Here is a 14,730-nt window from a genome sequence, read left to right as displayed (position 1 = left end):
CTCACCGGTTGTTCGAGAAGGTGAAGAGCGACTGCAGAGCGAACATCACGCGATCAAGCAGGAAGCCGATGATGCCGATGGTGAGAACTGCGACGATGATCCGGGCCAGCGATTGCGAGGAGCCGTTCTGGAACTCGTCCCAGACGAATTTGCCAAGACCGGGGTTCTGCGCCAGCATCTCGGCGGCGATCAGCACCATCCAGCCCACACCCAGGGACAGACGTAGACCGGTGAAGATCAGCGGCAGGGCGGAGGGCAGAACCAGCTTGGTGATCTTGGTATAGGTGTTCATTTTCAGAACCTTGGAGACCGAGATCAGGTCCTTGTCGATGGAGGCCACACCGAGAGCCGTGTTGATCAGCGTGGGCCAGAGCGAGCAGAGCGTCACGGTGATGGCCGACACGAGGAAGGATTTCGCAAACAGCCCGTCATTGGTGGCATAGAGCGCCGAGACGACCATGGTCACAATCGGCAGCCATGCCAGCGGCGAGACCGGCTTGAAGATCTGCACCAGCGGGTTGATGGCCGCATTGGCATAGGGCGAGAGGCCGGCGAAGATGCCCAGCGGAATGGCGATGGCCGAGCCGATCAGGAAGCCGAAGAACACGGTTTTGATCGAGGTCCAGATCTGGTCGTAATAGGAGGGCGCGCCGGTATAGGGGATGTCCCTGACCTGATCGGCCTTGCCGGCCGCAATCAGTTTCTCGTTGCGGGCCTCGACGCGCGCGTAATGGCTGTCGCGTTTCTCGGCCTTGGCGATGGCGTCGTCATTCAGCGCCACAGCCTCGCCCCAGACGGCCACAGGGCCGGGGATCGCACCGAGCGAGGTCTGCACTTTGGGCGCCAGCGTGCCCCAAGCCACGAGGAAGGCCACGATGGCCAGAACCGGCACGCCCAGAAGCTTCCAGATCTCGCGCCCCTGGGTGCGGGGGTTGTCGCCTGCCATGATTTTCAGGATCGGGGTGATCCAGGCCAGACCCAGCACCTTGAACCAGCCATCGGCGCGGTTGATGCGGGTGAACATGCGGGCGCGGCGTTCTTCGCGGGCCTTGGTATCGGTCGTTTCAAGCGATTGCGGGTCGATGGCGGTCATGATCGGATCCTTTGGGGCGATATGGCGTCTGGATGCCGGAGGAATGGGGGGAATGTCCGGCGGGCTGGCCGCCGGACGGTGCGCTTAGCCTTTGACTTCGGCGCCTTCGACGGTCTGTGCGTCTTTCAGGCCGATGGGCAGGCTGTCGATATAGGCGTTGGGCTGTTTGCCGTCATAGCCGATGCCGTCGATGACATCCGCAGCAGGGGTCGGCGCCTTGTAGCCGTCGCTATCCCAGGGGAAGTCGGCCTCGCTGGCTTTGCCTTCCTCGACCAGCATACGGGCGGCTTTCAGGTAGATCTCGGGCTTGTAGACCGATTTCGCGACCTCGTCATACCAGGTGTCGGGATGGGCTTCGGGGATCTGGCCCCAGCGGCGCATCTGCGTCAGATACCATACCGCGTCCGAATAGAAGGGATAGGTCGCGTTGTGGCGGAAGAAGGTGTTGAAATCGGGGACGTCGCGCTTGTCGCCCTTCTCATACTCGAAGGTGCCGGTCATCGAGTTGGCGATGACCTCTGCATCGGCGCCGACATATTCGGGGCGCGAGAGGATTTCCACGGCCTCGGGACGGTTGGCGTTGTCGTTCTCGTCGAGCCAGATCGCGGCGCGGATCAGCGCCTTGGTGATGGCGATCGTCGTGTTGGGGTTCTGGTCGATGAACTCGGCGGTCAGGCCGAAGACCTTCTCGGGGTTGTTCTTCCAGATCTCGTAATCGGTAACGACCGGCACGCCGATGCCCTTGAACACCGCCTGCTGGTTCCACGGCTCGCCCACGCAATAGCCCGAGATGGTGCCTGCCTCGAGGGTCGCGGGCATTTGCGGCGGCGGGGTAACGGACAGGAAGACATCCGCGTCGATCTGGCCCTTCACGTCTTCGGGCGAGTAATAGCCCGGGTTCAGGCCACCAGCCGCCAGCCAGTAGCGCAGCTCGTAGTTATGGGTCGAGACGGGGAAGACCATGCCCATGTTGAAGGGCTTGCCTGCGGCTTTGTATTTTTCAACCACCGGCTTGAGCGCCTCGGCGGAGATCGGGTGCTTGATCTTGCCATCCGCGTCTTTCGGCAGATTGGCCTTCATCTCGTTCCAGACCTCGTTCGAGACGGTGATGCCGTTGCCGTTGAGATCCATCGAGAAGGGGGTGACGATATGGGCTTTGGTGCCATAGCCGATGGTCGCGGCGATCGGCTGGCCCGCCAGCATATGCGCCCCGTCGAGCGTGCCGGAGATCACGCCATCCAGCAGCACTTTCCAGTTGGCCTGCGCCTCAAGGGTGACAAAGAGGCCCTCATCATCGAAATAGCCCTTTTCATAGGCCACGGCGAGCGGTGCCATATCGGTCAGCTTGATGAAGCCGAAGGTCAGCTGGTCTTTTTCGAGATCCAGCATTTCTGCAAAAGTCGGGCTTGCAAGAAGGGTGCTGGCGGCGAGGCCGAGGAGAATTTTCTTCATGTCACTTCCTTTGCGGGCTGCCATGCAGCAAAGCCGAAAAATAAAAAAAGCCGCCGATGACCAGGCCATGTTTCGGGCCAGTATCATCGAGCGGCTTTGCTCATAGTCCCAGTCAGCGGGACGAAATTCTGTGTCGCGGCGCCATTGCCGGGCGACACGTTCTTTGTGACAGATTCGCGGGCTGCGCGGGGAGGAAATCTGAGCAGCTAGGAACGAATTTTCTAAAAAATCGCCATACAGATCAGATTTTCATGCAGATCGACACCAATCGTTCAAAAAAATGGCGCTTTGCAAATGGCGTGCGGAGAAAAATCCTGTCGAATTTGATGGGCCTGCTTCCTTTTCGGACGGTGCCACGACATAGCTCGGTTGCTGTTTCGACGAATGGATAGGGTAAAATGCGGTTCTCGATCGTTCTGGCAATGTGTGTGATTCCGTTTGTGGGGGCCGCGCAGGAGGCCTCCCTGCCAGTGCCTTCGGCTGCGGCAAAAACCTTCCTCGACCGGCTGGAGGTCTTCGGCGGGCACAAGGGGGAGGTCTATGCCGCCTGCTGCAAGACGTGTCATGCTGGTAAGGCCTGCGGGAATAGCTGTATCAGCCGTTCCAAACAGTGCCATAAAGGAGCGGGCTGCGCCTGCGACGGCTGATCAGGGCGCCAGCGCCGCAAAGAACCGCACCAGATCCTCGCGCAGATCGGCAGGGTCCTCCATGCCGATCGACAGCCGCAGATAGAGCCGTGGGTCGGGAGGAGTGCGCCCGTCGACGCTCATCGGTGCGATCAGGCTGCGCGTGCCGCCCCAAGAGGCGCCGATCGCGAAAACCTCCAGCGTATCGAGTGCACGGGGAAGGTGAGCTGCCTGCTCCGCGGTCAGCACCACCGAGAACAGCCCTGATCCAGCGCGGAAATCGCGCGCCCAGAGGGCGTGGTCGGGATGCGAGGGGAGGGCAGGGCAGAGCACCGGATAATCATGGCTGCTTTCGATCTCGCGCGCCAGTTCGGTTGCCACACGGCCCGCATGTGCGAGCCGCACCGCCATCGTCTCCAGCCCGCGCAGCACCAGCGAGACCGCATCGGGCGCGGTATGATAGCCCAGCATTCGCATCACATCGCGCAGGGCCTGATATTGGGCACGTTCGCGTACCGTCACCGACCCCATCAGCAGGTCGGAATGCCCGCCCGCATATTTGGTCAGCGCCTGCATCGAGAAATCCACCCCATGCGCCAGCGGTTTGAAGAGCAGGGGCGTGGCCCATGTATTGTCGATGCCGGTCTGGATTCCCTTCGCGCGGGCCACCGCTGTGATCGCGGGAATGTCTTCCAGTTCCATCGTCGTCGAGCCGGGGCTCTCCATCCAGATCAACCTTGTCTCGGGGCGGATATGGGCGGCGATCCCCGCACCGATGCGTGGCGGATAGCTGGACCATGTCACCCCGCGCGGCGCCAGAAAATTACGGCACAGGCCCGCCACGGGCGGATAGGCGGCCTCGGCGATAAGCACATGATCGCCCGGTTGCAGGCAGGCCAGAAACACCACGGCAATCGCCGCCTGTCCCGAGGGCAGGATCGCGCAATACCCAGCCCCCTCCAGCGCAGCCAGCTGCGCCTGCAGGATGCGCTGGGTGGGGGTGCCGTGCAACCCGTAGGAATAGCCATCCAGATCGCGCTTTGTGCGGTTGGTATAGTCCTGCGCGGTCTCGAAGACGATGGTCGATGCGCGCTGTGTGGCAGGGCTGAGCGAGGCATAGCCGCTGTCATCAATCGCGGGATGGTGGACGGTGCGGGTTGCGTCGCGCATAGGGGCCTCATTGGTTAGACCCCACACCAAGCCCTGACGCCGGACAATCGTCAAGCCTCTCCATGTCGGCCCCGCCCGAGACTGAGGAGGAAGAAGGCGGGGCCGCTTTCCGGGAGGAAAGGTCTTAGCGTTCGGGCATGCCCTTGATACGGCCCAGACGTTTCTGGGCGGCAATGCGGAACGGAGCATTCGGGCCCCCGAAGCCGCGATAGCCGGTGGCGCGCTGGACGAGTTCGAAGAACACCCCGCCGGCCATCTGCTTGGAGAAGATCTGGAAGAACTCGCCCCGTTCGTCGCGGTCATAGAGGATATTGGCGGCCTTCATACGCTCCAGCAGCTCGGGCTGGAAATCGAAACGGGCCGCAAGATCGGCATAGTAGTTGGGCGACATAGGCAGCGCCTCGAAACCGCGCGCGGCCAGATCGTCGGCGAGCGCGAAGAGGTCTTCGGTCTCGAAGGCGATGTGCTGGACCGAAGCACCGAAGCTGCGGGCAAGGAACTCGCCTGCCAGCGTGCGCTGGGTCTCGGCGCCGTTCAACGTGAGCCGCAGCGCGCCATCGGGGGCCTCGACAATCTGGCTGCGCACCAGCCCGTCGGGGTCGATCACATCCACCATCGGCGATTTCTGCATGTCGAAGAGCGTCGAGTAGAACAGCGTCCAGCTGAGCATCTCGTCATAGGACATGGTCTGGGCGAGGTGGTCGATGCGGGTCACGCCGAGGGCCGCGGGCTTTGCCCCTGCGATCGGCTCGAACTCGACATCCCAGACGCGGTCATGGCCTTCCTCGTCGCCGATGAAATGCACGACGGAACCACCGAGGCCGCGGATTGCGGGCAAAAGGATCTCGCCCGGAGCGATAGGCTGCTCGAATGTATGCGCGCCGAGTGCGGTGGCGCGGGCCACTGCATCGGCGGCAGAGCCGACCTTCAGACCGATATCACAGACACAGGTGCCATTGGCGACCCACGCCTTGCCGGCATGCCCCTCGGTCTCGGCATTGATTACGATGCGCACATCTCCCAGCTGCCACAGATCGAGCGCCTTGTTGCGATGCTTGGCCATGCGGGTGAAACCAAGGGTGCCCAGCAGTTTGGCCAGATCATCGCGCGCCTCGCCTTGGGCGGCAAATTCGACAAAGGCGAAGCCCTTGGTGGGCACACGCGGCGGCATCGGCACAGGCTCGAGCGCAGGCGCCAGCGCCACATCGGGTTCGGCGCGGCGGACATCATCCATTAGCGCCACCAGTGAGCGGTAGCCATCGCGGGCGATGGTGCGGGGATTGCCGCCACGGAACTGGTCGTTGAAGATCTCGAGGCTGACAGCCCCCGAATAGCCGGTGGCCGCGACCGCGCGCATGAAGCGTTCGACCTCCAGATCGCCTTCGCCCGGCATATTGCGGAAATGGCGCGACCAATACAGCAGGTCCATATCGATTTTCGGCGCATCCGCCAGCTGCACGAAGAAGATCTTGTCGCCGGGGATGGAGCGGATGCTCTCGGGGTCGATGCCGCGGCCCAGCGTGTGGAAGCTGTCGAGGATCAGGCCGATATTGTCATGGTTCGCGCGGCGCACGATTTCCCATGCGTCACGGTGGTCGTTCACATGACGGCCCCATGCCAGCGCCTCATAGCCCACGCGCACGCCCATATCCTTCGCGATCACGCCCAGCTCGGCAAAATCATCGGCGGCGCGGTCGATGCCGCCCAGACTGCGCGGATGGCAGGACGAGCAGAAGAGCACCAGATCGGTGCCCAGCTCGCGCATCAGTTCGAATTTGCGTTTGGCGCGGTCGAAGGCCTTGGAGCGTTCGGGCTCGGGCAGACATTCGAAATCGCGGAAGGGTTGGAACAGCGTGATCTCGAGACCTTTGTCGCGGATCATCCGGCCCACTTCTTTCGGACCACCGTCAAATGCGAGAAAATCCTGTTCGAAGATCTCGATGCCGGAATAACCCGCTTCGGCGATGGCCGACAGCTTTTCGGTGAGAGAGCCGGAGATCGAAACGGTCGCAATCGAGGTCTTCATGAATAACTCCAGAGGAATTTGAGGCGTAGAGGGGCGAAAAGGAGGGCCGTAGCCCTCCTTTTCCTATTAATAACCGAGAATGGTCGGGAGGAAAGTCACCGTTTGCGGCACGAAGGTGAGGATCGCAAGCACCAGTACCTCGACAAAGAAGAAGGGCATGATCTGCTTGATGAGCCGTGCCATTCCGACTTGGGCGACCCCTTCGGCCACGAACAGACACAGGCCAAGCGGTGGCGTGATCAGGCCGATCATCAGGTTGAAGATCACGATGATCCCGAAATGGACCGGATCGACGCCAAGGCCCACCGCGATCGGATGCAGGATCGGCACCAGAACCAGCATCGCCGCGATCCCTTCGAGGAACAGGCCCACCACAAGGAAGAGGACCATGACCGCCAGCAGGAAGGCCGTTTTGCTATCGACATTGGCCAGCACCCATTCCGTCAGCATATTGGGCAGGCGGTTATAGGTAAGGAGCCAGTTGGCCGCCGAGACGGCCCCGATGATGATTAGGATGACCGAGCTGTCGCGCATCGCATCGCGGAAGATGCGGGGTAGGGCGGAGATCTTGATATTGCGGTAGACGAAGACACCGAGGAACAGCGCATAGGCCACAGCAAAGCTTGCCGCTTCGGTTGGCGTCACGATACCCAGCAGGATGGACCCCACCACGAAGACCGGCATCAGGAGCGGCGGGATCCCCTGCAGGATTGCCTGCATCGCGGGTTGCTGCGGCAGATCGTTGGCAGGGGCGTTCTTGTCGATCTTCACGGTCAGCATGACCCAGATCGACAGGAAGATCGCCAGAAGGATGCCGGGCACCACGCCTGCCATGAACAGGGCAGGCACCGAGACGCCGGAGACGATCAGCGCATAGATGATGACGGGGATCGAGGGGGGAATGATCGGGCCGATCACCGAGGACGCGGCGGTGAGGGCGGCAGCATAGGCGCGGTCATAGCCGTGTTTTTCCATTTCGGGGATGAACACGCGGCCGATCGCCGAGGTATCAGCCACAGCCGAACCCGACAGGCCTGCAAAGATCACCGAGGCCCAGATATTGACCAGCGCCAGGCCGGCGCGCAGACGGCCTACGAGCACATTCGCGAAAGCGATGATACGCGAGGTGATACCGGATTCGGTCATCACTTCGCCTGCCAGCACGAAAAGCGGGATCGCCAGCAGCGGGAAGGAGTTCATGCCCTTGAACATTTCGGTCGCCACAAGGCGCATGGCATAGGGTGCCTCGCCCGTGGCCATGAAGAACATGAGAGCGGCGATGATGGAGATGGCGATCGGAACCCCGATCAGCAGGCCGACGATGAGAATGATAAAGGCCATGTCAGAGACTCCGCAGCGTGCCAAGACGCTCGATGAATTTCAGAACGGCGGCCACGGCCAGAAGCGCGCCGCCGATGGCGATGGCATATTGCCATGTGCCGACCTTGCCGACCCAGACCAGCGCGTCGATGCCGGTATGTTGGGCCAGCCAGTTGCCGGTGGATTTAAGCCCCGAAGCGGCCAGCTTGCCGCGTTTCATCGCGAAGCTATGGCCTGCATAGGCCAGCAGCAGGCCCGAGACGAAGGTGATCACATCGACGAAGAGATACAGGGTCTCGCGGGACTTGCGCGAGATCATGTCCACGAGGATCGTGAACCGGATGTGGTTGTCGTTCAGATAGGCCAGCGCAAGGCCGAACATCACCCCGTAGATGGTCAGGTAGATCGGCAGCTCTTCGCCCCATGGGACCGATTGCCCCATAAGATAACGACGTAGCGAGTTGATGAAGATGATCGCGAAGACGAGGGCCATCGACAGACCGGCAAGGAAGCCGAGAATGCGACGGGCGCCATTGATCAGCGTCTGCATGGGGAAGGCCCTTCCTGGACGACAGTGGCCGGCGCGCCCGGACGCGCCAGCCTGACTTGTTACAAACGGGTTATTCCTGCGTGTCGGCTACAGCCGTCTGCAGACGGTCGATCCATTCCGCATCCGGACCCAGTTCTCCGCGCAGGTAGTCGATCACGGCGGGTTGCGCCGCATCGGCGAAGGCCTTGATCTCCTCGGTGGTCGGCGAATAGACCTGCATGCCCTCTTCCTGTACTTTCTTCACGCCATCGGCGGTCGACCATTCCTGGATCGCGCGGCCCATGGTGCCCGCGATACGGGCGGCTTTCGATACGACTTCCTGATCGGCGGGGGAGAGGCCCTCATAGAACTCGTCCGAGATCACGATGAAGTCCGCGCCATAGACGTGGCCGTCGAGGGTCATGTATTTCTGCAGCTTGTGCAGGCCGTTGTTATAGATCGTGCCAACGGGGTTTTCCTGACCGTCAACCACGCCGGTGGACAGCGCGTTGGGCAGTTCGGTCCATGCGATCGGGGTCGGCTCGCCGCCCAGCGACTTCACCATTTCCAGATAGAGCGGGATCGGCTGCACACGGAACTTCAGGCCCTTCATATCCGCCGGAGATTTGATCTCGCGGGTATTGTTGGTGAAGTTGCGGAAGCCCGTCTCGCCATAGGCCAGCGTGCGCAGGCCGGTCTCGTCGAGGCAGTGCTCTGCCAGATCCTTGCCGAACTGGCCGTCCAGCACATCCCATGCAACGGGGGCCGAGGAGAAGATATAGGGGATGTCGAGAACGGAGGCTGCGGGGCAGACCTTCGACATTGCGCCCGAGACGATCGCCACCTGGGTCAGGCCTTCTTGTGCCTGTGCAACAAGTTCGTCCTCGTTGCCGAGGGCGCCTGCGGGGAACAGCTCGACCTTCAGGTCGCTCTCGCCCTCGACGATATTCTTGAAGATCTGGGCCGCAGCGCCTTTTTTCGAGGTCTGCCAGTCATCGGGGTCCACATGGGCCACGCGAATGGTGGTTTCGGCCTGAGCCGCGCCTGCGAGACCGATGGTCAGTGCGGCCAGTGCCGCGGTTGCTTTGAGATTGAAACGCATGTCATCCTCCCTAGATTGCGTTCGGGTCTCCACTCATCTCCCTGAAGAGTGAAGCTTTACTTATCGAATTCCTCGAACCGTGCCTTCATCCGCGCACCATCGGCGGTGCGGCCGGTGAACAGTTTGAAGGCATCGATGGCTTGCCCCACAGTCATTCCCGAGCCGGGCATCACGCGTGCGCCAACTGCGCGCGCTTTGGCCAGAAGCTCGGTTTCGAGCGGGAAATAGACGATATCGGCCACCCACATATCAGCGCCCAGGAAGCTCTCCGGCACCGACATGCCCGGCAGTTTGGCCATGCCCATCGGCGTGGCGTTGACCATGCCCTGCGGGCGGTTCGCACCGGTCAGCTCGTCGGTCGAGGCAACGGCCACAACTTGGGTCGCCGGGCGGTTCTTGGCGACCTGCGCGGCCAGAGCCTGCGCACGCGCGGGGTCCACATCGGTGATCGACAGGCGCTTGGCACCACAATCACACAGCGCATGGGCCACGGCCACGCCCGCACCACCGGCACCCACCAGCAGCACATGGTCATTCGGCGCATCGCCCAGACCGGCACGGTAGCCCGCGGCAAAACCCGTCATGTCGGTATTATGCCCGATGCGGCGGCCATCCTTGAAGACCACGGTATTCACCGCACCTACGGAACGCGCGCCCTCGGACAACTCGTCCAGAAGCGCGATCACTTCCTGCTTGTAGGGGTAGGTGATGTTGAGCCCGTCATAGCCCGCCTTCTCGGCGCCGACCAGCATCTGCTCGAGGGTCATCCCCTCGCGTAGCGGGTCGTCCATATCAAGTTTGTTATACAGACCGACCATGCCCTGCGCCTTTGCTTCGGCCATATGCATCGCGGGGGTGCGCGACTGGCCGATGCCGCGGCCGATCAGGCCTGCCAGCAGGGTATCCTTGGTCTGGATTGCGGTATTCATGTGTAATGTCCTCCCGCGTCGGGACTCCCGATCCGACGTGTTGACATAATGATGGACCAGCGGGTTAATTTCGTCAAGAAGAATGTACCCGCCGGTCCATTGTAGAGTCTGGCGGTTATGAAGAGGGAGGAGAAAGTTATGGGTGTCGGAGGAAACCCCCGTGGCTGGAAGCAGAACCCAGAGGCTGTGAAAGCCGATATTCTGGCGGCGGCGCAGGAGGAGTTCGCGCGCCATGGTCTCTCGCGGGCGAGGCTGCAGGATATTGCCGAGAGAACGAAGACATCGAAGCGGATGATCTTCTATTACTTCAAGGATAAAGAGGCGCTTTATCAAGAGGTTCTCGAGAATGCCTATCGCAAGGTGCGCGAAGGCGAATGTGCTTTGGATGTGGACAACCTACCGCCCATCGAGGCGCTGGAGAAGCTGATCGGGTTCACATTCGACCACCATAAGGCGAACCCCGATTTTGTGCGTTTGGTTATGATTGAGAATATCCATGACGGTCGCCACATCCGCCAGATGGCCGAGATGCCGCATACCAATAAGCCAGCGGTTTTGCTTCTGGAGCGAATCTGTCAGGCGGGAATCGCGCAGGGTGTTTTCCGTGAGGATGTCGATCCGCTACGGGTTCACTGGCAGATTTCGGCGGCGAGCGTGTTCAATGTCGCCAACGAGATTACGTTTTCGGCAAATTTCGGGAATAATTTCTATACCCCCGAGGGACAGAGCTGGATGCGGGCCGAGGTGATCCGCACCATCGTGCTGTCGGTTCTGAAGGCGGGCACGCCGATTCCTTCGCCCAAGTAACCGAAAAGGCCCGCCGACGGGGCGGGCCTTTCCTTATCCGATACGATTGATCCGCTCGCAGATGGTCTGGGCGGCAGCCGTCGCGCGGCCTGTGGCCTGTGCGATCTGCGGCAGCACCATCCATTCGAGCGTCCAGGCCGTGCCCGAGCGTTCCTGTTCGTGGATCATTGCCTGATGCATGGCCGAGACCTGCACCGCGTTGAACCGTGCCAGCGTCACCAGTAGTTCGGGCAGAACGGGATTCTGCTTATGCGGCATGGCCGACGACCCGCCGCCGCCCGACATGGCGATCTCGTCAATGCCTTGCTGGGCCATCAGGCAGATATCCTGCCCCATCTTGCCCAGAGTGCCGGTAATCAGCGCCATCAAACTGGCGGCTTCGGTCACCGAGCCGCGCATCGCATGCCATGCCCGTGGCGCATCTTCCAGATCCAGCGCCTGTGCCATATCGGCAGAGACCATCGCGGCCTTGTCTTTCAGTGCCTTACGGTCGCCAGACGCACCGCCCAGCTGCACCCGTGCGACCCGCGGCATCAGCGCGTCGATGCGTTCGATATGGGTGGCAAGTGGCATCATCCAAGGCGCGATCCGGTCGGCCACGGTAATCTCGGTTGCGGCCTGCATACGGGTGCGGCCCATCAGGGGCTTGGCGCCATAGACCTGCACCAGCGTGTCCATCGCGTCCTGCAGCCTCTCGAGCCGTGCACGCAACAGGCGCAACGTGTCCCGCAGGCTGAGGATCATTGCGGTGTCGATAACATCCTGCGAGGTCGCGCCCTTATGGACCGCCTCCGAGGCATGGCCCGTAGCCTTTTTCAGTTCGGCCACCAATGCCGGCACCACAACGCCGTCATTTTCCTGCCCCTTGCGCAAGGCCGCCATATCGGGCGTGGCAGTCTCGATCCTGCTGGCGGCTTCATCGGCCAGATCGGCATCGAACAGTCCCGCCCGGCCCATAGCGCGGCTGAAGGCGGCCTCAAAGGCCAGCATATTCGCAAGCTGACGCTCCGGAGACCAGAGCGCCATGACTTCGGCATCGGCAAAAGAGCCCGAGAGCCATGGGTGGCCGAACACATCGGCCGCCCCGTTTTGAACCAGATCAGATGTCAAGGAACACCGTCTCCCCTTCGCCCTGAAGGCGGATGTTGAAGCGGTATTTGCCATCCGCTTCCTTTTTGGCGATCAGCGTCTCGACGCGCGGGCGCTGTTCGATGCGTTTCAAGAGCGGGTCCTCCGAGTTGTCCTCATCCTCGAAATAGATCCGTGTCTGAAGCCCGATATTGATCCCGCGGGCAACGACCCACAGCGAGATATGCGGCGCGCCAAAGCCACCGCCCCGCAGCGCCACCTTGCCCGGTTTGACCGTGCGCAGAGTGAATTCACCGGTCTCGGCGTCAGCGGCAAAACGGCACCAGCCCGAGACTTTGGGGTCGGCGCCCTCCTGACCTGCAAACTTGCCGGAGGCATCGGGCTGCCAGCTCTCGATGAGCGCATCGCGCAACGTCCAGCCGGTGCCGTCAATGACTTCACCGACGATCTCGATGATCTCGCCTTCGGCGCCCTCCTCGATAGGCGAATAGCCCAGTTCGCTGTCATAGATCTGGCCGTTGCCTGTATAGCTGGGCATCAGGCCGATATGGACATACGGGCCTGCGGTCTGCGAGGCGCTTTCCTGAAGAGTGTCGAGTTGTTGAACCATGATTACATCCCCTCGATACGGTTTTCGAACATGGTCTGGCGGCGACCGCGCAGCACGATGTCGAACTTGTAGGCAAGATAGTCCAGCGGGCGCGAATGCGCCATGTCGAGCGGAGCCACGAGACGGTCGAGCGAAGCGCGGTCCTTCACCGTTTTGGCGATCGGGCAGAGATTGATCAGCGGATCACCCTCGAAATACATCTGGGTGATCAGGCGCTGGCCGAAGCTGTGGCCGAAGACCGAGACGTGGATATGCATCGGGCGCCAGTCATTGCCGCGGTTGGGCCAGGGATAGGCGCCGGGGCGGATGGTCAGGAACTGGTAATAGCCGTTCTCGTCGGTCAGCGTGCGTCCGCAGCCGCCGAAATTGGGGTCGAGCGGCGCCAGATAGCCGTCTTTCTTGTGGCGGTAGCGGCCACCGGCATTGGCCTGCCAGATCTCGACCAGAGTGTTGCGCACCGGGCGGGCGTTTTCATCCAGCACGCGGCCATGCATCATGATCCGCTCGCCGATGGCGGGGGCGGCGCCACGGTTCCAGTTGAGGATCAGGTTGTTATCATATTGCCCGAAAGCCGAGTGGCCGAAGGTCGGACCGGTTTCCTCCGAGAGCCCGGATTCCATCGCCAGAAGCGGCTGGTTGGGCGAGCGTGCCACCGATGTCTTGTAGCCCGGATCGTAAGGGACGGGGTGGATCTCGCGGTTGCGCGGGATCAGCGGGCCCTGATCGGCCTGCAGTCTTGCCAGCGGGTGGGTCATTATTTGCCTTCCTCCTCCTGTTCGGCAAAGACCTGCTTTGCCAATTTGATCGCATGGTTGGCCTTCGGCACGCCGGCATAGACCGCCACATGCAGGAAAGCTTCCATGATATCGTCACGCGAGGCACCGGTATTGGCGGTGGCGCGCACATGCATCGGGATCTCCTCGAAATTTCCCGTGGCGGCCAGAAGCGCCAGTGTCAGCATCGAGCGTTCGCGTTTGGTAATTTTATCCGACGACCAGACATTGCCCCAAGCGGTCTCGGTGATCAGCGTCTGGAAGGGCTCGTCAAACGGAGTTTTGCCCGCTTCGGCGCGGTCCACATGGGCATCGCCCAGCACGGAGCGGCGGGTTTCCATGCCTTTGTCATAGCGGAAGCTTTTCTCGGTCATGGTCAGATCCTGTTGAAGAAGGCCGCGATAAGCTCGGCCGTGTGTTTGGGGTGTTCGACGCAGGGCAGGTGGCCCGCATTCTCGATCAGATGGAACTCGGCATTGCACAATGCGGCCGTCGCCCGCACCAGATCGGGCGGGGTGGAGCCATCCTGATCGCCCGCCATTGCCATCACCGGCAGGGTCAGGGCGCGGGTGCTCTCGGTGAGGTCCGCCGCCGCAATCGCCGCACAGCAGGCGGTATAGCCGAAGTCATCGGTGCGGATTAGCATGTTGCGCCATAGCGCGAACTGGTCGGTCTTGCGGAAAGCGGGCACGAACCAGCGCTCGAGGATCGCGGCCTCGAGCGACACGATCCCGTTCTCGCGGATCGCGTTGATGCGGGTGGTCCACATCTCGGGTGTGCCGATCTTGGCGGCGGTATCCATCAGCACCAGCGCGCGCATCAGATCGGGGCGGGTGGCGGCCAGTTCTTGGCCGATCATGCCGCCGATCGACAGGCCCACGAAGTTGAGATCCCTTAGCCCATAGGCGTCGCAGAGCGCCGCGATATCTTCGGCCAGCTCGGCAATCGTAAGATCGGCTGCGGGCGCATCGCTCAGGCCGTGACCCGGTTTATCCAGACGCAGCACACGCCATTGGCCCGGAAGGGCCGCCAAAAACGCGTCCCAGACCCGGAGATCGGTGCCGAGAGAATTCGACAGCACCAGAACGGGTGCGTCTTCCGGCCCGTCAAGCCGGTAATGGACCTTGCGGCCCATACGATCAAAACTGTGCATGAATAGTCCTCCGAGCGTTGTTTTTTCATAAGCCCGCGTGTGGGGCCAATA

15 protein-coding genes are annotated in these 14,730 nt (G+C 61.8%); 2 read left to right on the top strand and 13 right to left on the bottom strand.

The genetic code is table 11. The features are described from left to right. Nucleotide 1: 1 nt before the first annotated feature. Together WDB91_RS01270 and WDB91_RS01265 are read right to left on the bottom strand one after the other, a co-directional pair. On the bottom strand, nucleotides 2–1,093 hold the full coding sequence (locus WDB91_RS01270) for an ABC transporter permease (RefSeq protein WP_339113362.1): 1,092 nt from the start codon (nucleotides 1,091–1,093) through the stop codon (nucleotides 2–4). A gap of 84 nt (nucleotides 1,094–1,177) precedes the next feature. After that, nucleotides 1,178–2,545 carry a CmpA/NrtA family ABC transporter substrate-binding protein gene (locus WDB91_RS01265; protein ID WP_339113361.1) on the bottom strand — a complete coding sequence of 456 codons (1,368 nt, stop codon included), beginning with the start codon at nucleotides 2,543–2,545 and terminating at the stop codon, nucleotides 1,178–1,180. 398 nt (nucleotides 2,546–2,943) lie between these two features. Between WDB91_RS01265 and WDB91_RS01260 the strand changes: the two genes are divergently transcribed. Further along, nucleotides 2,944–3,192, top strand: coding sequence for a hypothetical protein (locus WDB91_RS01260; protein ID WP_339113360.1), 249 nt, complete (start codon nucleotides 2,944–2,946; stop codon nucleotides 3,190–3,192). Here WDB91_RS01260 and WDB91_RS01255 read toward each other — a convergent pair whose 3' ends face one another. From WDB91_RS01255 to WDB91_RS01230, 6 genes are all read right to left on the bottom strand, one after another. Continuing rightward, on the bottom strand, nucleotides 3,193–4,341 hold the full coding sequence (locus WDB91_RS01255) for a PLP-dependent transferase (RefSeq protein ID WP_339113359.1): 1,149 nt from the start codon (nucleotides 4,339–4,341) through the stop codon (nucleotides 3,193–3,195). It lies immediately after the preceding gene. Between the two features lie 124 nt (nucleotides 4,342–4,465). Continuing rightward, nucleotides 4,466–6,367, bottom strand: coding sequence for a TIM barrel protein (locus WDB91_RS01250; protein ID WP_339113358.1), 1,902 nt, complete (start codon nucleotides 6,365–6,367; stop codon nucleotides 4,466–4,468). Between the two features lie 66 nt (nucleotides 6,368–6,433). Then, the gene (locus WDB91_RS01245; protein WP_339113357.1) at nucleotides 6,434–7,708 is read right to left on the bottom strand and encodes a TRAP transporter large permease; all 1,275 of its coding nucleotides are present in this window, start codon (nucleotides 7,706–7,708) and stop codon (nucleotides 6,434–6,436) included. Between the two features lies 1 nt (nucleotide 7,709). Continuing rightward, nucleotides 7,710–8,237 (bottom strand): TRAP transporter small permease subunit, encoded by a 528-nt coding sequence (locus WDB91_RS01240; protein ID WP_339113356.1) that lies wholly within the window; start codon nucleotides 8,235–8,237, stop codon nucleotides 7,710–7,712. Nucleotides 8,238–8,307: 70 nt separating this feature from the next. Continuing rightward, a complete protein-coding gene (gene dctP / locus WDB91_RS01235) occupies nucleotides 8,308–9,318 on the bottom strand; it encodes a TRAP transporter substrate-binding protein DctP (RefSeq protein ID WP_339113355.1) in 1,011 nt (336 codons plus the stop codon). A gap of 56 nt (nucleotides 9,319–9,374) precedes the next feature. Next, entirely contained in the window at nucleotides 9,375–10,247 is an 873-nt protein-coding gene (locus WDB91_RS01230; RefSeq protein WP_339113354.1) for a shikimate dehydrogenase, read from the bottom strand. A 138-nt stretch (nucleotides 10,248–10,385) separates the two neighbouring features. Between WDB91_RS01230 and WDB91_RS01225 the strand changes: the two genes are divergently transcribed. Then, nucleotides 10,386–11,054 (top strand): TetR/AcrR family transcriptional regulator, encoded by a 669-nt coding sequence (locus WDB91_RS01225; protein ID WP_339113353.1) that lies wholly within the window; start codon nucleotides 10,386–10,388, stop codon nucleotides 11,052–11,054. A 33-nt stretch (nucleotides 11,055–11,087) separates the two neighbouring features. Here the strand turns inward: WDB91_RS01225 and WDB91_RS01220 are convergent, their stop codons facing one another. Genes WDB91_RS01220 through pcaD form a run of 5 tightly spaced genes read right to left on the bottom strand, consistent with a single transcriptional unit; the run spans nucleotide 11,088 to nucleotide 14,679 of the window. After that, complete coding sequence (locus WDB91_RS01220; RefSeq protein ID WP_339113352.1) at nucleotides 11,088–12,164, bottom strand: 3-carboxy-cis,cis-muconate cycloisomerase; 1,077 nt, start codon at nucleotides 12,162–12,164, stop codon at nucleotides 11,088–11,090. Beyond that, complete coding sequence (pcaG, locus tag WDB91_RS01215) at nucleotides 12,154–12,753, bottom strand: protocatechuate 3,4-dioxygenase subunit alpha (RefSeq protein ID WP_339113351.1); 600 nt, start codon at nucleotides 12,751–12,753, stop codon at nucleotides 12,154–12,156. The genes WDB91_RS01220 and pcaG overlap by 11 nt, the downstream gene beginning before the upstream one ends. 2 nt (nucleotides 12,754–12,755) lie before the next feature. Further along, the gene (gene pcaH / locus WDB91_RS01210) at nucleotides 12,756–13,508 is read right to left on the bottom strand and encodes a protocatechuate 3,4-dioxygenase subunit beta (protein ID WP_339113350.1); all 753 of its coding nucleotides are present in this window, start codon (nucleotides 13,506–13,508) and stop codon (nucleotides 12,756–12,758) included. Then, the gene (gene pcaC / locus WDB91_RS01205) at nucleotides 13,508–13,900 is read right to left on the bottom strand and encodes a 4-carboxymuconolactone decarboxylase (protein WP_339113349.1); all 393 of its coding nucleotides are present in this window, start codon (nucleotides 13,898–13,900) and stop codon (nucleotides 13,508–13,510) included. The genes pcaH and pcaC overlap by 1 nt, the downstream gene beginning before the upstream one ends. A gap of 2 nt (nucleotides 13,901–13,902) precedes the next feature. Continuing rightward, complete coding sequence (gene pcaD / locus WDB91_RS01200) at nucleotides 13,903–14,679, bottom strand: 3-oxoadipate enol-lactonase (protein ID WP_339113348.1); 777 nt, start codon at nucleotides 14,677–14,679, stop codon at nucleotides 13,903–13,905. Nucleotides 14,680–14,730 lie beyond the last annotated feature (51 nt).

The sequence above is a fragment of the Thioclava sp. GXIMD2076 genome, from assembly GCF_037949795.1.
GTDB classification, from domain to species: Bacteria; Pseudomonadota; Alphaproteobacteria; order Rhodobacterales; family Rhodobacteraceae; genus Thioclava; species Thioclava kandeliae.
The sequence above is the reverse complement of the archived record's forward strand: the minus strand, read 5'-3'. Positions and strand labels throughout refer to the sequence as shown.